A 19,845-nucleotide genomic window follows, 5' to 3' on the forward strand; every position below is an offset into this window, starting at 1 on the left:
GCGCCATCGCCACCGGGTGCGCCCACACCGGCAGCGGCCGGGCCGCCAGGACCCGCAGCGGCGCGTGCCGCGCGTCGGCCTGGTCGGCGGCCGCCGCCAGCGCCGCTAGTCCGGGCCCCGTGGGCTGAAATCCGGCGACCACGGGCGGTGGCTCCCGCTGCGGCAGCCCGTCGGTCGCGACGGCGCCCGCGAGCATGGTCGAGCACTCCTCGGCCAGCTCGCGGGCCAGGTCGTCGCGTCCGGCCGCCACGGCGTCGTTGATCCGGGCGGTGTATTCGGCCTGCAGCCGGGTGATCTCGTGCGGTGTGTTCACGACCCTCACCTCCGATGAGTTCGAGGTCCTGCCCACCACCCTGCCGACCAGGCATTTCGGGCCGGTTACGCCCGCCGGAAGGGGCCGCGAAGGACTGTCCCACCGGCCCCAGGGGTCAGCCCATCGTCCTCTGCCCGTCGAGTGTCTCGCGGATGATGTCGGCGTGCCCGGCGTGCTGGGACGTCTCGGCGATCACGTGCAGCACCACCCGGCGCACCGACCAGGTCGCGCCCTGCTCGAACCACGGCGCCTCCGGCAGCGCGTGCGCGGTGTCCAGGTCGAGGGTGGCCACCAGCTCGTCGGTCCGGCGGGCGACCTCCTCGTACTCCTTCAGCAGGCCCTCGACGGTCTCCCCCGGGGTCATCCGGAAGCCGTCGGCCCAGTCGGTCTCGCCGTCGGCGCCGGTCATCGCGGCCGCGCCGCCGACCGCGAAGGCCATCCAGCTCTTCTCGGTCAGGGCCACGTGCTTGATCAGGCCGCCGACGCACAGCGCGCTCGTGGTCGGCGTCGCCGCCGCCTGCTCGTCGGTCAGGCCCTGCGCGGTGTAGCGCAGGAAGTGGCGGTGCTTGGCCAGCGTCTCGAGCAGGTCGGCGCGCTCGCGGGTCAGCGTCTTCGCAGATACAGACATGGTGCATCCCCCCATCGATCGGTTCATTCCCCCACACCGTAGGCCCGGCCCCCGACATCGCGGCGTATTGCGCCGTGCCGTGTCAGCCGCTCAGCGGCAGCACCCGCGCGATGCGGATCGACGTGCCGCTGCCACCGGTGGCCGGGTAGGCGGCGCTGCCGTCCGGGTAGGGCTTGAACGCCTGGTAGTCGTGGTCCTTCACGCCGATGGTGAACTTCGCGCCGACGGTCCTGCCGTTGCCGGAGTCGTACACCTGCGCGGCGATCGCCGAGCCCGACGCCCAGGCCAGCAGCATCCGGCCCGCGCCGTAGGCCACCAGGTGCGGGTGGCCGGAGCGGGCGGACGTCCGGACGGTGGTGTCGGACCGGCCGGTGGTGAAGTGTTCCAGACGCACCTGGCCGCCCTGGCTCCACGCGGTCCAGTAGCCCTTGGTCCTGGCGAGCACGAGGTCGCCGCCGAACAGGGTGCCGTCGCAGGCTCCCGCGGCGACGGTCCGGTAGGGGTCCGGCTGGGCGATCCGGCAGCCGTTGTCGGTGGCGCAGACCATCACGAACCGGCTGGTACGCGGATCCCACACCACGCGCGTGGTCCAGCTGTGGCTGCACCCGACCGCGAAGCTGTCGCGATGGCCGGGCACCAGGTTCCCCTTGGCGTCGACGACCTGCATGCGGTCGCCCTCGTGGATGTCGACGCAGTCGCCGTTGCGGACGGTGATGGCGACGCCGAAGTACGCCGCGTAGTTCCGGCCGTCGGTGGCGAGGCGGCCGTGGTGCTGGTACCACCACACGAACCGGGCGCCGTCGTCGTAACCCCGCCGGCCGCCGGTCAGGTTCGTCACCTGCCGCTCCCACACCTGACGGCCGGTGTCGTCGAAGCGGATCATGTACATGGTCCGGCACGGGCTCGACGATCCGCCGCACAGCCTGCCGCCGCCGCAGTCGCCGCGCCGGGTGAGCAACAGCACGCCGCCGGTGCTGTCGGCGTGCACGTCCTGCAGGTCGATGCCGGTGAAGCTGGTGGGCCTGCCCACCAGGCGGTCGTCGCAGTCGAGCCGGCCGAGGTAGACCTTGTCGTCGGTGCCCAGCCAGGCGAGCCAGGAGCCGCCCGCGGGGTCGGCCGCGATGGCCATGGGCAGCGGCTCGGTGTCTCCTTCCCGCCCGTGGCCGGCCACCCGCGTACCGAGCTTGACCTCGGTGACCTTGACGACGGGTGCGGGGCCGGCGGGCCTCGCGCAACCGCCCACCGGCTTCGGCGACGGCGAGGCGGACGCGGCCGCGGCCGGCGTGGCGGAAGCTGCAGGGGTCGCCGCGCTGTCCTGAACCGACGGCCCGGCGGCGTCGGCGGTCAGGGCGGTCACGGAGAACGCGGCGGCGACGCCGATGGCCGTGGCGGCGGCGAGCCCGCCGACGACGGCGATCACGACGCGACGGCGCAGCGGGGGGCGTCCCCGGTGGCGGCCTGCCGAGGACTGCGCAGTGGAACTCATCTGCCGGTGCCCCTCATGTGCGTGTCACGACTGAGCGGCGGCGCCGTCGACGGCGTCGCCGCGGTGGGACTTCTGGACGCCGGCGGATACGGCGATCAGGGCAGGCACCTGAGGATGGCATACCCGGCAAGGACTCGCCACCGGAGTCCGCCCATTGACAGGAACGGATCGCCGCCGCTACTGTCCGTCGCGAATAGACAGGAAACCTAACAGTATGGAGTGATCATGCGGCGCTTCGTCGTCCTCGCCGTGCTGGCCGGCGCGACCGCGTTCGGCGGGGCCGCCCCCGCGCACGCGGCGGCGCCCAACCTGGCGGCGAACGCCTCGTTCGAGCAGGCGCGCTACGCCGATCACGCCACCGTGTGGGCCTGGACGTGCGAGCCCGGCACCAGCCAGTTCGGGCAGCCGCGCACCGGCGCCCGGTCGCTGGCCGGCGTGCCGACCGACACCGGTCTGGCTCGCTGCGCGCAGACCGTGCCGGTCCAGCCCGGGGCCACGTACACGCTGACCGCCTGGGTGCGCGGCGGGTACGCCTTCCTCGGCCACGACCACGGCGTCGCCTGGACACCGCCGAGCGCGGCCTGGACCCAGCTGTCGACCAGCTTCACCGCGACCGCCGACACGGCCACCGTCTACCTGCACGGCTGGTACGGGCAGGCCGCGTACCAGGCCGACGACGTGGTGCTCAGCGGCCCGGACAGCGCCGCGCGCACCCCGGTGGCGCCCGCGACGCCGATCCCGGACGAGACCACCAGCCACTCGGTCCGGCTGGCCTGGATCGGCTCACCCGGCGCCACCTCCTACCGCGTCTACCGCGACGGCGCGTTCCTGCGCTCGGTCACCGGCACCGGCGAGGTCGTCGACGGGCTCACGCCGGGCACGGCGTACTCCTTCCACGTGACCGCCGTGAACCGGGCCGGCGAGTCGCCGGCCACGATCGCGGTGTCGGTCAACACCGCGGCGGCGCAGGGCGCGGTGCCGCCGACGACCCGGTCGCTGGTCGCGACGCCGCACGCGTACCACGTCTGGCTGGCGTGGGAGGCGGTGCAGGCCGCGAGCGACGGCTACCGGATCTACCGGGACGGCGTGCTGGTCGGCTGGTCCTACGGGCCCGCGTTCACCGCGACGGGACTGCGGCACGGCACGCTCTACACGTTCGAGGTCACCGCGCTCAACTCGGCGGGCGAGTCCGTGCGCTCCGCACCGGTCCAGGTGATGACCTGGCAGGTCCCGTCCGCCTGAGCGCGCCCACATCGGAGGGTGCGACACCGTCCGGCGGTTCGCTGACGCAGTGCGTACGCACGATCGCTGCACGTCACAGCACTCGCGTTACGGCTGTGGCGGCGCTAATCTCCTCCGAATGACACTCTCGGGCCGACGTTTGGCCGTTCTCGTCCACGCCCTTCTGGTCATTCCGCTGGTCATCGTCTTCGTCGTGGTCGGCTCGGGGGTGAGCGCGGGCGGCAAGGGCATCGGCACCGTCCTGCTCAGCATCCCCGTGGTGCTGGCCGGTGCGCCGTGGAGCATCCTCACGGCGCAGTTCACCGACGGGGCCTCCCCGGCGGTGTTCGAGTTCCTGGTCGCGTTCCCGGCCGTGCTCAACCTCGGACTACACCTGTTCGTCGGGGAGTACCTGGCCCGCCGCCGCGCCGCCACCGACGCCGCGCGGGAGCCGTTCGCCGCCCGGCGCTGACGGCACGACCTGCTCCGGGTCACCTGTTCCGGGACGTACACACCTCCCGGAACAGGTGACCCGGCACGGCGGAGCACCCGGCGGAGCACGGGACCGTGTCGTGGACCCCCCGCGACCGCGAACCGATCGGACGCCGCGCCGGGGAGATCGGGTAGGCGCGGATCGGCCTCACGGCCAGCTTTGACCCGCATCGCACCGGGAGTGCGATCAGCGCGGATAGGGGCTTGTTAGAACGGGCCGCGCGACGAAAACGTCGCGCGCACACCCCGTCACGCCCCGTCCTGCCGGGGCGTGAGCACCTCCCCCTGCCGCGTCCCCTCCCAGAGCGGGTGCCATGACTCGACCACGCAATCCCGGTCTCCGGAACAAGATCGTCGCTGTCCTCTCCTCGCTGGTGGCCCTGTGGGCGTTCGCCGCGTACGTCACCGTCGGCGAGGGTGTGCACCTGGTCTGGCTGGCCGCGCTGGAGCAGCAGGTCGCCAAGCCGACCGAGGCGCTGATCGCGGCGCTGCAGGCCGAGCGGCGCGAGTCGGTGACCTACGCGGCGGCGGGCGCGAGCGCCGACCGGGCCCCGCTGGACGCCGCGCGGGCCGGCACCGACCAGGCGCAGCAGCGGCTGCGCGGGGCACTGGACAGCACCATCGGGCAGTGGTCCACCAGCGAAGCCAGCGACCTGCGCCACGCCGAGCTGCTGCGCGCGCTGGACGGCCTGCCCGACAAGCGGATCCAGCTCGACCGGGGCCGGCTGGACCGGGTCGGCGCGAACGCCTACTTCACCGGCCTGGCGCAGCTCGGCTTCGACGTGTACGACACGTACACCGCCTGGGACGACTCCGAGGTCATCTTCCACACCTCGACGCTGGTGCTGCTCACCCACTCGCAGGAGATGGTGTCGCGGCAGGACGCGGTGCTGTCCGGGGTGCTCGCCGGCAACCTGTTCACCGACGCCGACCGGTCCACCTTCACCGAGCTGGTCGGCGCCCAGCGATACCTGTCGACGCAGGTCGCCGAGCGGCTGCCGCAGCCGGACCGGGGCGACTACACCCGGCTGCTGAACGACCCGGTGATGCTGACCCTGCAGACGCTGCAGGGTCAGGTGATGCGGGCCGCGCCCGGCACCGCCCCGGTCGCCGACCCGGCGCAGTGGCGCGCGGCGGTCACCGCCGCCATCGACGCCCTGCGCACCATGGTGCTGGAGCTGGCCGACCGGACCGTGGTGCGGTTCCGGCCCGCGGCGATCGGCATCATCGTGCAGCTGGTACTGGCCGCGGGCCTGGGGCTGATCGCGGTGGTCCTGTCGATCCGGTTCACCATCCGGGCGCTGCGCTCGCTGCAGGAGCAGCTGGCGGAGCTGAAGGCGGCCGCGCTGGAGCTGGCGCACGTGCGGCTGCCGCGGGTGGTGGAGAAGCTGCGGGTCGGCGAGGAGGTGGACGTCGCCGAGGCGGCGCCGCCGCTGGGGTTCGGTGACGACGACATCGGCCACGTGGGCCGGGCGTTCGACATCGTGCAGCAGACCGCGATCCAGGCCACGGTGGACCAGGCGGAGCTGCGCCGGGGCGTACGCGACGTGTTCCTGAGCCTGGCGCACCGCATCCAGGCGCTGGTGCACCGCCAGCTGAAGCTGATCGACACCATGGAGCGGCAGGCGGTCACCGACGAGGAGCTGGCCAAGCTGTTCCAGATCGACCACCTCGCCACGCGCATGCGGCGCAACGCGGAGAACCTGGTGGTGCTGTCGGGGGTGCCGGCGAGCCGCACCTACCGGGCGACGGTGCCGATGGTCGACGTGCTGCGCGCGGCGCTGGCCGAGGTCGAGGACTACCCGCGGGTGCGGCTGAGAGCGGCAGAGCCGGCCGCGCTCGCGGGTCACGCGGCAGGCGACGTGATCCACCTGCTGGCGGAGCTGATGGAGAACGCGGTGCAGTTCTCCCCGCCGCACACCGACGTGCACGTGGCGGGCCGGACGGTCCCGGGCGGCTACCTGGTCGAGATCGAGGACCGGGGCCTGGGCATGACCGACGTCGACCTGCACGAGGCGAACCTGCAGCTGGCCGATCCGCCGGAGTTCCCGCTGACCGGCGCGGCCCGGCTCGGCTTCTACGTGGTCGGGCGGCTGGCGCAGCGCCATCAGCTGGTGGTGCAGCTGCGGCGCTCGGCGTACGACGGCGTCACGGCGGCGGTGGTGATCCCGGCCGAGCTGGTGTCGCGGTCCGCGCCGGAGGTCGGCGACCGGCCGCGGGAACGGCTGCTGGCCACGGTCGCGGGGGCCACCGCGGTGAGCCCGCCGGTGCGCGAGCGACCCGCCGTCGCCGGCGGCGGCGGCGAGCCCGCGGCGGCGAGGGGCGCCGGCGGGGACGACACCCAGTACACGCCGGTCGGGCTGCCGTGGCGGGAGAAGCGGCCGAAGCGGACCGTGCCCCGCCCGCGCGACCTGTCCGAGGCCGAGCGGCTGCCCGCCGAGCCGGGGGCGTACCCGAACGGCCGCGAGCCGCGGGAGGTCAGCCGGATGCTGGCCGCGTACGTCGACGCGGCGCAGCGCGCCCGGGAGCACGCGAGCGGCGGCCCCGCCGCAGACCTGTCCACCACTCACGCAGAAGGACGAGCATCGTGACGGAGAAGACGGCAGCGTCGGTCGACCTGGCCTGGCTGGTCGACGACCTGGTGCACCGGGTCGTCGAGGCGAGGTACGCCATCATCCTGTCCACGGACGGGCTGCTCATCGCCGCGTCGAAGGGGCTGGGCAAGGCCGACGCCGAGCACCTGTCGGCGGCGGCGGCCGGGCTGAGCAGCCTGGCGCGGGGCGCGGGGCGGCACTTCGGCGACAGCGTGGTGCGCCGCACCATGATCGAGTTCGGGTCGGGGTACCTGTTCGTCACCTCGGCCGGCAACGGCGCGTGCCTGGCGGTGGTGTGCGGCAGCGACATCGACGTGGGCGTGGCGGCGTACGAGATGGAGATGCTGGTGGTCCGGGTGGGCCAGTACATCAGCACGCCGGTGCGGCAGCCGGCGGGGGCGCAGGGCTGACGATGGACCCCACCCAGCAGTGGCCCGACGCGGGCCCGGTGGTGCGGCCGTACGCGATGACGTCCGGGCGCACCACCCCGGTGCGCGGTGCGTTCGACCTCATCTCGATCGTGATGGCGACCCGGCCGCCGGAGGACGACGACGGCCTGCACCCGGAGTCCGCGCAGATCCTGCGGCACAGCCAGCAGCCGGTCTCGGTCGCCGAGCTGTCCGCCGAGCTGGACCTGCCCGCGGGCACGGTCATGGTGCTGCTCGGCGACCTGCTGGCGCAGCAGCTCATCGTCACCCGATCCCCCACCCCGGCCCGCGGTGTGGCGAGCCGGCCCGTTCTCGAGGCGGTCATCAATGGACTCAGTGGTTAGCGACGCCGCACCGGTGGTGCTGCCCACCGCGGTGAAGATCCTGATCGCGGGGCATTTCGGGGTGGGCAAGACGACGATGGTCGGCGCGGTGAGCGAGATCAAGCCGCTGCGCACCGAGGAGGTGCTGACCGACGCGGGCATCGGCGTGGACGACCTGTCCGGCGTGGAGGGCAAGACCCACACCACGGTGGCGATGGACTTCGGGCGGATCACCATCAGCCGCGACCTGGTGCTGTACCTGTTCGGCACGCCGGGCCAGGACCGGTTCTCGTTCCTGTGGGACGAGCTGGCCGCGGGCGCGATCGGCGCGGTGGTGCTCGCCGACACGCGCCGGCTGAAGGAGAGCTTCGCCTGCATCGACTACTTCGAGGACCGGGAGACCCCGTTCATCGTGGCGGTGAACTGCTTCGACGGCGGCGAGCGCTTCCAGCCCTCGGACGTGCAGCTGGCGCTGAACCTGGACGCGGGGGTGCCGGTGGTGATGTGCGACGCGCGTGACCAGGTGTCCTCGCGCCGAGTGCTGGTGGCGCTGCTGCAGCACGTGCTGTCGCTGCCGGTGTGAGCCGCGGTGGCGCGGTCCGCATGTCGGGCCGCGCCGCTAGGCTGTCGATCGTGAACGGTGAGATCATGATCCCGGCGCAGGGCGGCGCGCTGGCCGCCGCGCAGGAGTATGTGGACTTCACCGAGGCGTGGCTGAACAACCGGCGGTTGTCGGCCAACACGCGCGAAGCCTACCGGCGCGACGTCAACGGCTATCTGGCCTGGTGCGCCGAGCACGGCATCGAGCCGCTGCGGGCCCGGTTCACCCACGTCAACGAGTACGGCCGCTGGCTGGAGTCGTCGGTGGACCCGCGCAGCGGCCGGCCGCTGGCGCCGACCACCGTGGCCCGCAAGCTGTCGGGCCTGTCCAGCTGGTACGAGTTCCTCCACAAGCTGGAGGTCATACCGGTCAACCCGGTGACCGGTGCGGACCGGCCCGGTGTGCAGCGCGACCACTCCGCGACCGTGGGCATGAGCGCCGCCGAGGTGGAGGCGCTGCTGCGGGCCGCGGCGGAGGACTCGGCGCGCAACCACGCGCTGCTGACCCTGCTGGCCGACCTGGGGCTGCGGGTCAGCGAGGCGGTCCGGCTGGACCTGGCTGATCTCGGCCACGAGCGCGGCCACCGCACGGTGCGCTTCTCCGGCAAGGGCGGCAAGCCGCGCCGCCGGGCGCTCGCCCCGGGCACCTCGGCCGCCCTGGACGCGTACCTGGCCGAGCGCGCCGAGGGCGCCGGGGTGGCGGTGGCGGACCTGAGCGGGCCGGTGTTCGTCTCCAAGACCGGCCGGCCGGTTGACCGCATCGCCGTGTTCCGGCTGGTGCGCAGGCTGGCCGACAAGGCGGGCATCCCCAGTGCGGCGGACCTGTCGCCGCACTCGCTGCGCCACGCGTTCGCGACCACGGCCCGCGGCGAGGGCGTGCCGCTGGAGGACGTGCAGGACGCGATGGGCCACGCCGACCCGCGCACCACCCGCCGCTACGACCGCGACCGGCACAACCTCGACCGCGACCCGTCGTACGCGGTGTGGTCCGCCCGGACCCGGCGCGGCGCGGGGGCCTGACCTCGGCGGAAGAGCCAGTACCGGCACATCGGGCCGGGCGGTCCGCTAGATTTATGTGAGTCCGATTTATGTGCATATAACGGATGTTCATGCGGCGTGCCCCGGGTCGGCAGCCCGGTGGAGAGTCCCCCGCGCAGGGGGCGGCGCCGGAGACAGCGGACGTCGGGAGCTGGGCATGGCCAAGGCAGTGGGTATCGATCTGGGCACCACGAACTCGGTGATCGCGGTCTTCGAGGGCGGGCAGCCCACCGTGATCCAGAACGCGGAGGGCTCGCGCACCACCCCCTCGGTGGTGGCGTTCACCGACGCCGGCGAGCGCCTGGTCGGGCAGCTCGCCCGGCGGCAGGCGATCCTGAACCCCAAGGGGACGATCTACTCGGCCAAGCGGTTCATCGGCCGGCACTTCGACGAGATCAGCTCCGAGGCCAAGGCCGTCGCGTTCGACGTGGTGCCCGGCCCGGACGGGCTGGTCCGCTTCGACGTCAAGGGCAGGATGTACTCCCCGGAGGAGATCAGCGCGCAGGTGCTGCGCAAGCTGGTCGACGACGCGTCGAAGTTCCTGGGCGAGAAGGTGACCCAGGCCGTGATCACCGTCCCGGCGTACTTCAACGACGCGCAGCGCACCGCGACCAAGGACGCCGGCCGCATCGCCGGGCTGGACGTGCTGCGGATCATCAACGAGCCGACCGCGGCCGCGCTGGCGTACGGGCTGGACAAGAAGGGCCACGAGACGGTCCTGGTGTTCGACCTGGGCGGCGGCACGTTCGATGTGAGCATCCTCGACGTCGGCGACGGCGTGGTGGAGGTCCGCGCCACGGCCGGCGACTCGCACCTGGGCGGCGACGACTTCGACCGCAGGCTGGTCGACTTCCTGGCCGACGAGTTCAAGAACGACAACGGCATCGACCTGCGCACCGACCCGCAGGCGCTGCAGCGGCTGTTCGAGGCCGCCGAGAAGGCCAAGGTCGAGCTGTCCTCGGTCACCCAGACGCAGGTGAGCCTGCCGTTCGTGACCGCCGACGCGTCCGGGCCCAAGCACCTGACCACGACGATCACCCGGTCGAAGTTCGAGGACCTGACCAAGGACCTGGTGCAGCGCTGCCTCGGCCCGGTCGAGCAGGCCATGGCCGACGCGAAGGTGACCGCCAACGACCTGGACGAGGTGATCCTGGTCGGCGGCTCCACCCGGATCCCGGCGGTGCAGGCCCTGGTGCGGCGGCTGACCGGCGGCAAGGACCCGAACATGAGCGTCAACCCCGACGAGGTCGTGGCGATGGGCGCGGCGATCCAGGCGGGCGTGCTCACCGGCGAGGGACCGGACGTGCTGCTGCTGGACGTCACGCCGCTGTCGCTGGGCCTGGAGACCCTCGGCGGGCGGATGACCAAGGTCATCGAGCGCAACACCACCATCCCCGCGCGGCGCAGCGAGACGTTCAGCACCGCCGAGGACAACCAGCCCGCCGTCGACATCCACGTGCTGCAGGGCGAGCGCGAGCTGGCGGCCGACAACCGGACGCTGGGCAAGTTCCGGCTGGAGAACATCCGGCCCGCCGCGCGCGGCATCCCGCAGATCGACGTCACGTTCGACGTGGACGCCAACGGCATCCTCAACGTCTCCGCCAAGGACAAGGAGACCAACGCCGAGCAGCAGATCACCATCACCGACAGCGGCAACCTGGACCGGTCCGAGGTCGAGCGGATGGTCTCCGACGCGGAGTCGCACCGCGAGGAGGACACCCGGATGCGCCAGCTCATCGACGCCCGCAACGAGCTGGAGTCGCTGACGTACCAGGTCGAGCAGCGGCTGGGCGAGCTCGGCGAGTCGGCGCCCGCGCACGAGAAGGCCCGCGCGGACCTGCTGGTCGGCGACGCCCGGCAGGCGCTCAAGGAGAACGCGCCGATGGACCGCCTGCGCTCGCTCATCGGCGACCTGCAGCAGGTCGCCCAGGGGCTGATGGCGCAGCCGTCCGGCCCGCCGCCCGGCGCCGGTGGGCAGCCGGGGCAGGCCGGCCAGGCGGGCCAGGGCGGGCAGGGTGCCGGGGCCCGGACCGGGCAGGGCGACGACGACGTGATCGACGCCGAGTTCTCCCCGAGCTGAGAGGCCGGTCATGGCACACCACCCGCACGGGGGCTCGGGTCCGCAGGCCGACACCGCGCCCGAGCAGCCCCAGCCGCACGCGCCCCGGCACAGCGCCGAGCCGCCGGGGCCGGTCGCCATGGATCCGGCGGAGGTGGACCGGGTGGCCGGGCACGCCGGGCAGGCCACCGCCGAGGCACCCGCCGAGCAGGCCCCCGGCGGGCCGCGGGCCGGGACGTCGCCGCCGCCCGGCGCGCAGGCCGGTGGGGTGCAGGGTGTGGCGCAGCCCGGGACCGGCGGGCCGACGGCGGCCGAGCTGGAGGCCAGGCTGCGGCGGGCGCTGGCCGACCTCGACAACATGCGCAAGCGGTACGAGCGCCAGCTGACCGCCGAGCGGGAGAACGAACGGGCCCGGGTGGCCGCGGTGTTCCTGCCCGTCATCGACAACCTCGACCTGGCCCTGTCGCACGCCGACAGCGACCCGTCCGCGGTGGTCGACGGCGTGCGCGCCGTACGCGACCAGGCCGTGAGCACGCTGGGCACGCTCGGGTTCCCGCGCCGGGAGGACACCGGGGTGCCGTTCGACCCGGTGTGGCACGAGGCGGTCAGCGTGGTGCCGAACACCGGCGAACCCGACGGCACCGTGCTGCAGGTGATCCGGCCCGGTTACGGCGAGCCCGACCGGCAGCTGCGCCCGGCCACGGTCGTCGTCGCCGGCAACACCCAGGGGTGAACGGTGGCGCGTGACTTCTACGAGGTGCTCGGGGTCGGCCGGAGCGCGTCCGCCGACGAGATCCAGCAGGCGTTCCGCAAGCTGGCCCGCAGGTACCACCCCGACGTGAACAAGAACCCGGACGCCGAGGAGCGCTTCAAGGAGATCAACGAGGCGTACCAGGTGCTGCACGACCCGAAGACCCGCGCCCGCTACGACCGCTTCGGCGAGGACTTCCGCAAGGTCCCGGAGGGGTACGAGGAGATGGCCGGCGCGGGTGCGGGCGGGTTCCGCGGCCGGGGCGGCGGCTTCCCGGGCGGCGGCTTTCCCGGCGGCGGGTTCGCGGGCGGCTTCCGGGGCGGCGAGCAGGGTGAGCCGTTCACGTGGAGCTACGACGGCGGCGACGTGGACCTGGAGGACCTGCTCGGCGGCATGTTCGGCGGCGGGCGGGGCGCGGGGCCCATCGCGGGCGCGGACCAGGAGGCGGAGCTGCCGCTCAGCGTCGAGGAGGCGTACCGGGGCGGGCAGCGCAGCATCACGCTGTCCGGTGCGGAGGGTCCGCGCAGCTACGACGTGAACATCCCGGCGGGCGTGACCGACGGCCAGCGCATCCGGCTGGCCGGGCAGGGCGGCCGCGGCCGCGGCAACGCCCCGCCCGGCGACCTCTACCTGGTGGTACGCCTGCAGCCCGACCCGCGCTACCGGGTGGAGGGCCGCGACATCCACGTCACGCTGCCGGTGAGCCCGCCGGAGGCGGCGCTGGGCGCGAGCGTGCCGCTGCGCACGCCCGGCGGCGAGACGAAGGTGACCGTGCCGCCCGGCACGTCGAGCGGCCGCCGCCTGCGGCTGCGCGGGCAGGGCATGCCGCACCGCCGCGGCGAGCCCGGCGACCTGTTCGCCGAGGTCCGGATCATGGTGCCGGCCACGCTGACCCCGCGCGAGCGGGAGCTCTACGAGGAGCTGGCCAAGGCGTCCGACTTCGACCCGAGGAGCGGCCGATGACCACGGTGTACGCGCTCGCCGTGCCGACCCGGCTCAGCCTGGACCGCTTCGCCCGCCAGGCGAACCTGCACCCGGTGCTGGTGCAGCGCTACGTGGCGCTGGGCCTGCTCGACTGCAGCCGCGACGCCGCCGGGAACCTTTGGTTCTCCCCCGCCGCCGTGCGCCGGGTCGCCCGCGTGCAGCGCCTGCGCAGCGACCTGTCCCTGAACTACACCGCGATCGGGCTGGTCATGGACCTGCTGGACCGCGTCGACGAGCTCGAGTCCGCACTGCGAAGGAGCCAGGCCCGTGGACATGAACCGGCTGACCCAGAAGTCCCAGGAAGCGCTGCATGACGCGCAGACCATAGCGCTGCGGCTGGGACACACCGAGGTCGACGGCGAGCACCTGCTGGCCGCGCTGCTGGAGCAGCCCGACGGCATCGTGCCGCGGCTGGTCGAGCAGACCGGCGCCGACCCGCGGCGGCTGCGCGCCGAGGTCGAGCAGGACCTGTCCCGCCTGCCGAAGGTGAGCGGGCCGGGCGCCCAGCCGGGCCAGGTGTTCGTGACGCAGCGGCTGTCGCGGGTGCTGGACACGGCCGAGCGGGAGGCCAGGCGGCTCAAGGACGAGTACGTCTCGACCGAGCACCTGCTGCTGGCCCTGGCCGACGAGGGCTCGGCGACCGCGGCGGGACGCCGGCTCAAGGAGAACGGCGTCACCCGCGAGGCGTTCCTGGCCGCGCTGACGCAGGTCCGCGGCAACCAGCGGGTCACCTCGGCGATGCCCGAGGTCACCTACGAGGCCCTGGAGAAGTACGGCCGCGACCTGGTCGCCGACGCCCGCGCCAACCGGCTCGACCCGGTCATCGGCCGCGACGCGGAGATCCGGCGGGTCATCCAGATCCTGTCCCGCAAGTCCAAGAACAACCCCGTGCTGATCGGCGACCCCGGCGTCGGCAAGACCGCGATCGTCGAGGGCCTGGCCCAGCGCATCGTGCGCGGCGACGTGCCCGAGGGTCTGCGCGACAAGACCGTGTTCGCCCTCGACATGGGCTCGCTGATCGCCGGCGCGAAGTACCGCGGCGAGTTCGAGGAGCGGCTCAAGGCGGTGCTGAACGAGGTCCGCGCCGCCGAGGGCCGCATCCTGCTGTTCGTCGACGAGCTGCACACGGTCGTCGGCGCGGGCGGCGGCAGCGAGGGCGCGATGGACGCGGGCAACATGCTCAAGCCGATGCTGGCCCGCGGTGAGCTGCACATGATCGGCGCGACCACCGTCGACGAGTACCGCAAGCACATCGAGAAGGACGCCGCGCTGGCCCGCCGCTTCCAGCAGGTGCTGGTCGACGAGCCGACGGTCGAGGACACCATCTCCATCCTGCGCGGCCTGCGCGAGCGCCTGGAGGTCTTCCACGGTGTGAAGATCCAGGACAGTGCGCTGGTCGCGGCCGCGACGCTGTCGCACCGCTACATCACCGACCGGTTCCTGCCCGACAAAGCGATCGACCTGGTGGACGAGGCGTGCGCGCGGCTGCGTACCGAGATCGACTCGATGCCGGCCGAGCTGGACGAGATCACCCGGCGGGTGATGCGGCTGGAGATCGAGGAGGCGGCGCTGGCCAAGGAGACCGACCCGGCGAGCGTGGCGCGGCTGGACCAGCTGCGCCGGGAGCTGGCCGACATGAAGGCCGAGTCCGACGCCAAGCGCGCCCAGTGGGAGAGCGAGCGCCAGGCCATCCGGCGCGTGCAGGACCTGCGCGAGGAGCTGGAACGGGTGCGCCGCGAAGCCGAGGAGGCCGAGCGCGCGTACGACCTGAACAAGGCCGCAGAGCTGCGCTACGGCCGCATCGCCGACCTGGAGCGGCGGCTGACCGCAGAGGAGGAGAAGCTCGCCGCCCGCCAGGACGGGCGGGGCCTGCTGCGCGAGGTCGTCACCGAGGACGAGATCGCCGAGATCGTGGCGGCGTGGACCGGCATCCCCGTGTCCCGGCTGCAGGAGGGCGAGCGGCGCAAGCTGCTGCGCCTCGACGAGATCCTGCACGAGCGCGTCATCGGCCAGGACGAGGCCGTCCAGGTCGTCGCGGACGCGATCATCCGGGCGCGCTCGGGCATCAAGGACCCCCGGCGGCCGATCGGGTCGTTCATCTTCCTCGGGCCCACCGGTGTCGGCAAGACCGAGCTGGCCAAGGCCCTGGCGGCGGCGCTGTTCGACGCCGAGGACAACATCGTGCGCCTGGACATGAGCGAGTACCAGGAACGCCACACCGTCAGCCGGCTGGTGGGCGCGCCGCCCGGCTACGTCGGCTACGAGGAGGGCGGCCAGCTCACCGAGGCCGTACGCCGCAAGCCGTACTCGGTGGTGCTGTTCGACGAGATCGAGAAGGCGCACACCGACGTGTTCAACACCCTGCTGCAGGTGCTCGACGACGGCCGCATCACCGACAGCCAGGGCCGCACCGTCGACTTCCGCAACACCGTCATCATCATGACGTCCAACATCGGCGCCGAGTACCTGCTGGAAGGCTCCGATGCCGACATCTCCGAGCAGGCACGGGCCAAGGTGATCGGCGAGCTGCGCGGGCACTTCCGGCCCGAGTTCCTCAACCGCGTCGACGACATCGTGCTGTTCCACCGCCTGACGCTGCCGCAGATCGAGAAGATCGTCGACCTGCAGTTCGCCGACCTGCGCGGCCGCCTCGGCGAGCGGCAGATCACCCTCGACCTCACCGAGGACGCCCGCAAGCTCATCGCCGAGCACGGCTTCGACCCGGTGTACGGCGCACGCCCGCTGCGCCGCTACATCGCGCACGAGGTCGAGACCCGCATCGCCCGCGCCATCATCGCCGGTGACCTGCGCGAAGGCGCGGTGATCCACGTGGACGTGCGCGACGGCGCATTGGACGTTACCTTCGACGCGGCACCCGCCGTGGCGGAGCCGATGGCAGAGGCGGGCGCGGGAACGGGAGCATGACATGACCCAGGCACCACAGCAGACCAGGGCCGACCTGGTGACCTGCCCGCACTGCGGCAAGCGCAACCGGATCCGCGCGGCGGCCAGCGGGGTGGCCCGCTGCGGCAGCTGCCGCGGCATGCTCCCGTGGCTGACCGACGCGACCGACGCCGACTTCGACGCGGTCGCCGTGCGGTCGTCGCTGCCGGTGCTGCTCGACCTGTGGGCGCCGTGGTGCGGCCCGTGCCGCATGGTCGCGCCGGGTGTCGAGCGCGCGGCGCAGCAGTTCGCCGGGCGGCTCAAGGTGGTGAAGGTCGACGTGGACAAGTCGCCGCAGACCGCCGCGCGCTACCAGGCCCAGTCCATCCCGCTGCTGCTGATGCTGCAGGGTGGCGAGGTCGTGGCGCGCCAGCTCGGCGCGGTCCCGCCGGACACGCTGCTGCAGTGGGTGCAGAACGCGCTGCCACCCGCGAAGTGACCCCGGCTCCGGGGCGGCGCGCTGTCACAGCCCGCGCCTAAAGTCGTGCCCGTGGAGATCTTGAGCTTCGAGAACGCCGACCAGTGGGAGGCGTGGCTGGCCGCGCACCACGCCACCGCCGACGGCGCCGTGTTGAAGGTCCGCAAGAAGAACGCGAAGCAGGTGGCGATCACCGTGGCCGAGGCGGCCGACGTCGCTCTGTGCTACGGCTGGATCGACAGCGTCCGCAGGTCCTACGACGCCGACCACTTCCTGCAGCGATACTCCCGCCGCAGGCCGCGCAGCCCCTGGTCGCGGGTGAACGTCGAGCGCATGGAGGCGCTCATCGCCGCGGGCCGGGCACGGCCACCGGGCCTGGCCGAGGTGGCGGCCGCCAAGGCCGACGGGCGGTGGGACGCCGCCTATGCCGCGCAGCGCGACGCCACCGTCCCCGACGATCTCGCGGCGGCGCTGGCCGCGGACGCCGCCGCCCGCGAGTTCTTCGACCGGCTCGGCAAGACCGAGCAGTACCTGGTGATGCTGCCGCTGCTGAAGGCCACCACCGCCGAGACCCGCACGGCCCGCCTGCGCAAGGCCGTCGACGACCTCGCCGCCGGCCGCAGCCCGCGCCCCTGACCGTCCGGCGCGCTCGACCGCGACGCGCGGCGCTGACCGTCCGGCGCGCTGACCGCAACACGCCTCTGACTGGACCGGCGGGCTCGACCGCAGCGCGCACTCCGTCGAGCATTCGCAACGCGGGTCCTGGTGCGCCGTGACCGAGCGCACCGGGACCCGCACACCCGACTACCGGGACAGCCAGTCGGTGAGGATCGAGTCGACCTGGGCGGCGTGCGCCGTCTGCGGGGCGGCGTCGATGCCCGGCTCCTCGGCCAGGGCGTGCCCCAGCCCGGGGACCGTGACCAGCGACGCGCCAGCGGGCAACGCCGCCCACAGCCGCTCGGCCGGGTCGCGGAAGGCGTCCTTCTCGTCCTCCTCGCCGACCACCATCAGCAGCGGCCGGTCGATCTCCGCGGCGCGGGCCACGAAGTCGAGCCGGTCGGCCGCGGCCCGGCTCTGCTCGGTCCAGGTGTACGGCATGCCGAACCGGCGCGAGTTCGCGTCGACCAGCGTGCCGAGCTGCACGGCCGGGCTGACCAGCGCGACCCGGTCCACGGCCAGGCCGGAGCCGGTGAGCACGCGCAGCGCGGTCATCGAGCCGATCGAGCCGCCGAGCAGGCTCAGCGGGCCGGTCGTGCCGAGCTGCGCGCGCAGGTCGGCGAGCGCCGCCGGGAACTCCTCAGCCGCCTGCCGGGTCAGCGGCTCGAACAGGTTCAGCACCGCGTCCTCCATGACGAGCTTCATCAGCTCGTCGGGGCCGCCGGGCAGGGAGCGGGCGCCGGTCATCGGCAGGCCGAGGTAGACGCGCCAGGCGTTCAGGCCGTTCAGGGGTAGTGCGGCAGCCATCGCCTGCTCGCTGCGGGGCGGGTCGAGCAGGTGCCAGGCGACCACGAGCGGGGTGTCCGCGGACGGGACGGCGGGCGGCAGGGCGACGTACGGCACTCCGGCCGCGGTTCCAGTGAGCGTCATGCGGTCAGTCAACCCGCCGTGACCGGCAGCGTCGAACAACCATGCGAACGGGGTGGACAACCGTCGGTTGTCAGGCCAGGCTGGCCCGATGGATCTGGACCTGGCACAGGTACGCGCGTTCGTGCGCGCCGCCGAGGAGCTGCACTTCGGACGGGCCGCGGCGGGGCTGTACCTGACACAGCAGGCGCTGTCCAAACGCGTCGGCCGGCTGGAGCAGGCGCTGGGCACGCGGCTGTTCGAGCGGGGCGGGCAGCGGGTGGAGCTGACCGATGCCGGTGCGCGGTTCCTGCCGTACGCCCGCGACCTGCTGACCCTGGCCGTGCGGGCGGCGCAGGCAGTCCGGCCGACGCCGCTGCCGCTCAAGGTGGACGTGTGGGGGCCGGTGCACCGCCCGCTGTCGCTGCTCGGCGAACTGGTCGCGGCGTACCCGGATCTGCTGCTGGAGCTGAGCATGCGGCGCAGCCTCGGCTCGGCGCTGGACGCGGTGGCCCGCGGGGATGTCGACCTGGCCTGGGGCCGGCCGCACGACCTGGGCACGCCGTGGCCGGAGGGGCTGCGCCGGCGGCTGGTCTGCCTGGAGCCGATCGCGGCCGGGGTGCTCGCCGGGCACCCGCTCGCGTCGGCGGCGTCCGTGGGCGCGCCGGAGCTCGCCGAGTACGGCCTGTGGATCCCGTTCGAGGACCGTCCGCCGGAGCTGGTCGGCCTGCTGCGCGCGTACGCCGGGGCGCTGGGCGTGCCGCTGACCGGCACCGCGGGCAACCTGGGCGTCGAGCACACGCTGGCCGAGCTGCGCCGCAGGCCGGAGCGGGTGACGCCGCTCGGTGCCTGGTGGCAGCTGCCCGCCGACGTGGTGCGGGTGCCGCTGCGCCCGACGCCGTACCTGCCGTGGTCGGTGGTGTGGCGGGCCGACAACCCGCACCCGCTGCTGCCGCGGCTGCTCAAGCTGCTGCCGGGGCCGGGCTCGGTGCGGTTCGCCCCGGACCGCGACTGGCTGCCCGAGGCCGACCGCGCCGACCTGCCCGCCCCGCCGGACGGGCGAGCGGCGCGCGTTCCCCGGCAGTCCGGCCGCACCCGGGCGGCCGCCTAGGACGTCGGCGGCCGCCCGGGCCCGGTGTGCGCTCAGGCGGCGGTCAGCTCGGCGAGCAGGCGGGCGCGCAGGCCGGTGTCGTCGCGGCCGTCGGGATACCAGGTGCAGGCGACGTCGATCGCGGCGACGCGGCCGGTGGCCAGCACCCGGCGCGCGGCGGCGAGCACCGCGTCGGCCGACGGGCCGCCGGGCACCGGGAAGCGCAGGCCGGGCAGGTCGGCCGGGTCGATGACGTCGAGGTCCAGGTGCAGCACGAGCGGCCCCGGCGGCAGCGCGTCCTCGCCCAGGTCCGCGACGCCGCTGCGGTGCACGGCGGCGGCGTCGAGGTAGGCGGCCTCCGGCGGGTCCAGGTCGCGGGCGTCGACGAGCAGCGCGCGGTCCTCGGCGATCGGGCGCAGGCCGATCCGCTGGGAGATCAGCTCCGGCCGGTAGCCGACGATGATGCGCAGCGGCATGCCGCCGACGTACCCGGAGGTGGTGGTCTCCAGGGTCTGCACGTCGCCGTGCGCGTCGAACCACACGATCGCCGGGTCCACTCCGGCCTGCTGCAACCCGGCCATGGTGGCCAGGGAGACGGTGCAGTCGCCGGACACGACCACCGGCACCGCGCCCGCCCGCGCCACCCGGGCCACCTCCCGCGCCGCCGAGGTGTAGAGCCTGCCGAGCCGCGCCCACACGTCACCGCCGGGCAGCTCCTCGGTCACCGCGGTGACATCGAGGTGCGGCGGCAGCGGCAGGTCGCGATCGGGCAGTCGCTCGTCGAGGTGATACGGCACCAGAATGATCTCCACAAACCCCACCCTACCGGCCCCACCCCAGCGCCGATCTTGCGCGTACGGTGGGTACGACACGCGCAGATCGGGCAAAAGGGCAACAGTTCGCGCAAGATCGAC

At 73.6% G+C, this 19,845-nt stretch carries 19 protein-coding genes and 1 pseudogene; 15 read left to right on the plus strand and 5 right to left on the minus strand.

Features of this window, described 5'->3' with window-relative positions:
* From AB0J67_RS11425 to AB0J67_RS11435, 3 genes and pseudogenes are all read right to left on the minus strand, one after another.
* Nucleotides 1–313 (minus strand): annotated as a pseudogene (locus tag AB0J67_RS11425) (hypothetical protein); the annotation flags it as partial.
* 115 nt (nucleotides 314–428) lie between these two features.
* On the minus strand, nucleotides 429–941 hold the full coding sequence (locus AB0J67_RS11430; protein ID WP_363479788.1) for a DinB family protein: 513 nt from the start codon (nucleotides 939–941) through the stop codon (nucleotides 429–431).
* Nucleotides 942–1,023: 82 nt separating this feature from the next.
* On the minus strand, nucleotides 1,024–2,361 hold the full coding sequence (locus AB0J67_RS11435) for a hypothetical protein (RefSeq protein WP_363479791.1): 1,338 nt from the start codon (nucleotides 2,359–2,361) through the stop codon (nucleotides 1,024–1,026).
* Between the two features lie 291 nt (nucleotides 2,362–2,652).
* Here AB0J67_RS11435 and AB0J67_RS11440 point away from each other — a divergent pair, with 291 nt between their 5' ends.
* The 14 genes from AB0J67_RS11440 to AB0J67_RS11505 all read left to right on the plus strand — a co-directional run bounded on the left by AB0J67_RS11440 (nucleotide 2,653) and on the right by AB0J67_RS11505 (nucleotide 16,914).
* Nucleotides 2,653–3,669, plus strand: coding sequence for a carbohydrate binding domain-containing protein (locus AB0J67_RS11440; RefSeq protein WP_363479794.1), 1,017 nt, complete (start codon nucleotides 2,653–2,655; stop codon nucleotides 3,667–3,669).
* A gap of 139 nt (nucleotides 3,670–3,808) precedes the next feature.
* Entirely contained in the window at nucleotides 3,809–4,120 is a 312-nt protein-coding gene (locus AB0J67_RS11445; protein ID WP_363479797.1) for a hypothetical protein, read from the plus strand.
* Between the two features lie 334 nt (nucleotides 4,121–4,454).
* Nucleotides 4,455–6,731: an ATP-binding protein gene (locus AB0J67_RS11450; RefSeq protein WP_363479800.1), complete on the plus strand. Its 2,277-nt coding sequence runs from the start codon at nucleotides 4,455–4,457 to the stop codon at nucleotides 6,729–6,731.
* Nucleotides 6,725–7,144, plus strand: a complete 420-nt coding sequence (locus AB0J67_RS11455) for a roadblock/LC7 domain-containing protein (protein WP_363479937.1) — start codon at nucleotides 6,725–6,727, stop codon at nucleotides 7,142–7,144. The genes AB0J67_RS11450 and AB0J67_RS11455 overlap by 7 nt, the downstream gene beginning before the upstream one ends.
* Nucleotides 7,145–7,146: 2 nt before the next feature.
* A complete protein-coding gene (locus AB0J67_RS11460) occupies nucleotides 7,147–7,506 on the plus strand; it encodes a DUF742 domain-containing protein (protein WP_363479803.1) in 360 nt (119 codons plus the stop codon).
* Nucleotides 7,490–8,068, plus strand: coding sequence for an ATP/GTP-binding protein (locus AB0J67_RS11465; protein ID WP_363479806.1), 579 nt, complete (start codon nucleotides 7,490–7,492; stop codon nucleotides 8,066–8,068). The genes AB0J67_RS11460 and AB0J67_RS11465 overlap by 17 nt, the downstream gene beginning before the upstream one ends.
* A 65-nt stretch (nucleotides 8,069–8,133) precedes the next feature.
* Entirely contained in the window at nucleotides 8,134–9,105 is a 972-nt protein-coding gene (locus AB0J67_RS11470; protein WP_363479940.1) for a tyrosine-type recombinase/integrase, read from the plus strand.
* A gap of 175 nt (nucleotides 9,106–9,280) precedes the next feature.
* On the plus strand, nucleotides 9,281–11,203 hold the full coding sequence (dnaK, locus tag AB0J67_RS11475; RefSeq protein ID WP_363479810.1) for a molecular chaperone DnaK: 1,923 nt from the start codon (nucleotides 9,281–9,283) through the stop codon (nucleotides 11,201–11,203).
* Nucleotides 11,204–11,213: 10 nt separating this feature from the next.
* Nucleotides 11,214–11,915, plus strand: a complete 702-nt coding sequence (gene grpE, locus AB0J67_RS11480) for a nucleotide exchange factor GrpE (RefSeq protein ID WP_363479812.1) — start codon at nucleotides 11,214–11,216, stop codon at nucleotides 11,913–11,915.
* 3 nt (nucleotides 11,916–11,918) lie between these two features.
* Nucleotides 11,919–12,896, plus strand: coding sequence for a DnaJ C-terminal domain-containing protein (locus AB0J67_RS11485; RefSeq protein ID WP_363479815.1), 978 nt, complete (start codon nucleotides 11,919–11,921; stop codon nucleotides 12,894–12,896).
* On the plus strand, nucleotides 12,893–13,231 hold the full coding sequence (locus tag AB0J67_RS11490) for a chaperone modulator CbpM (RefSeq protein WP_363479818.1): 339 nt from the start codon (nucleotides 12,893–12,895) through the stop codon (nucleotides 13,229–13,231). Before AB0J67_RS11485 ends, AB0J67_RS11490 begins: the two co-directional genes overlap by 4 nt.
* Nucleotides 13,185–15,842, plus strand: coding sequence for an ATP-dependent chaperone ClpB (gene clpB, locus AB0J67_RS11495; RefSeq protein WP_363479821.1), 2,658 nt, complete (start codon nucleotides 13,185–13,187; stop codon nucleotides 15,840–15,842). Before AB0J67_RS11490 ends, clpB begins: the two co-directional genes overlap by 47 nt.
* 1 nt (nucleotide 15,843) lies before the next feature.
* Nucleotides 15,844–16,299, plus strand: coding sequence for a thioredoxin (trxA, locus tag AB0J67_RS11500; RefSeq protein ID WP_363479824.1), 456 nt, complete (start codon nucleotides 15,844–15,846; stop codon nucleotides 16,297–16,299).
* Between the two features lie 51 nt (nucleotides 16,300–16,350).
* A complete protein-coding gene (locus AB0J67_RS11505) occupies nucleotides 16,351–16,914 on the plus strand; it encodes a YdeI/OmpD-associated family protein (protein ID WP_363479827.1) in 564 nt (187 codons plus the stop codon).
* A gap of 168 nt (nucleotides 16,915–17,082) precedes the next feature.
* On the opposite strand, the gene AB0J67_RS11510 is transcribed toward AB0J67_RS11505, so the two are convergent.
* Complete coding sequence (locus tag AB0J67_RS11510; RefSeq protein ID WP_363479830.1) at nucleotides 17,083–17,865, minus strand: alpha/beta hydrolase; 783 nt, start codon at nucleotides 17,863–17,865, stop codon at nucleotides 17,083–17,085.
* An 88-nt stretch (nucleotides 17,866–17,953) separates the two neighbouring features.
* Here AB0J67_RS11510 and AB0J67_RS11515 point away from each other — a divergent pair, with 88 nt between their 5' ends.
* Nucleotides 17,954–18,952 carry a LysR family transcriptional regulator gene (locus AB0J67_RS11515; RefSeq protein ID WP_363479833.1) on the plus strand — a complete coding sequence of 333 codons (999 nt, stop codon included), beginning with the start codon at nucleotides 17,954–17,956 and terminating at the stop codon, nucleotides 18,950–18,952.
* Nucleotides 18,953–18,984: 32 nt separating this feature from the next.
* On the opposite strand, the gene AB0J67_RS11520 is transcribed toward AB0J67_RS11515, so the two are convergent.
* On the minus strand, nucleotides 18,985–19,743 hold the full coding sequence (locus AB0J67_RS11520) for an arginase family protein (RefSeq protein ID WP_363479836.1): 759 nt from the start codon (nucleotides 19,741–19,743) through the stop codon (nucleotides 18,985–18,987).
* Between the last annotated feature and the right edge of the window lie 102 nt (nucleotides 19,744–19,845).

This window comes from Catellatospora sp. NPDC049609, assembly GCF_040675365.1.
Classification (GTDB): domain Bacteria; phylum Actinomycetota; class Actinomycetes; order Mycobacteriales; family Micromonosporaceae; genus Catellatospora.

What these genes read in the sequence shown, in the direction of transcription:
- AB0J67_RS11440 (WP_363479794.1), top strand. Translation starts at nt 2,653, where the DNA reads ATGCGGCGCTTCGTCGTCCTCGCCGTGCTGGCCGGCGCGACCGCGTTC.
- trxA (WP_363479824.1), top strand. Translation starts at nt 15,844, where the DNA reads ATGACCCAGGCACCACAGCAGACCAGGGCCGACCTGGTGACCTGCCCG.
- AB0J67_RS11510 (WP_363479830.1), bottom strand. Translation starts at nt 17,865, where the DNA reads ATGACGCTCACTGGAACCGCGGCCGGAGTGCCGTACGTCGCCCTGCCG.
- AB0J67_RS11450 (WP_363479800.1), top strand. Translation starts at nt 4,455, where the DNA reads ATGACTCGACCACGCAATCCCGGTCTCCGGAACAAGATCGTCGCTGTC.
- AB0J67_RS11465 (WP_363479806.1), top strand. Translation starts at nt 7,490, where the DNA reads ATGGACTCAGTGGTTAGCGACGCCGCACCGGTGGTGCTGCCCACCGCG.
- AB0J67_RS11470 (WP_363479940.1), top strand. Translation starts at nt 8,134, where the DNA reads ATGATCCCGGCGCAGGGCGGCGCGCTGGCCGCCGCGCAGGAGTATGTG.
- grpE (WP_363479812.1), top strand. Translation starts at nt 11,214, where the DNA reads ATGGCACACCACCCGCACGGGGGCTCGGGTCCGCAGGCCGACACCGCG.
- AB0J67_RS11460 (WP_363479803.1), top strand. Translation starts at nt 7,147, where the DNA reads ATGGACCCCACCCAGCAGTGGCCCGACGCGGGCCCGGTGGTGCGGCCG.
- AB0J67_RS11515 (WP_363479833.1), top strand. Translation starts at nt 17,954, where the DNA reads ATGGATCTGGACCTGGCACAGGTACGCGCGTTCGTGCGCGCCGCCGAG.
- dnaK (WP_363479810.1), top strand. Translation starts at nt 9,281, where the DNA reads ATGGCCAAGGCAGTGGGTATCGATCTGGGCACCACGAACTCGGTGATC.
- AB0J67_RS11490 (WP_363479818.1), top strand. Translation starts at nt 12,893, where the DNA reads ATGACCACGGTGTACGCGCTCGCCGTGCCGACCCGGCTCAGCCTGGAC.
- AB0J67_RS11430 (WP_363479788.1), bottom strand. Translation starts at nt 941, where the DNA reads ATGTCTGTATCTGCGAAGACGCTGACCCGCGAGCGCGCCGACCTGCTC.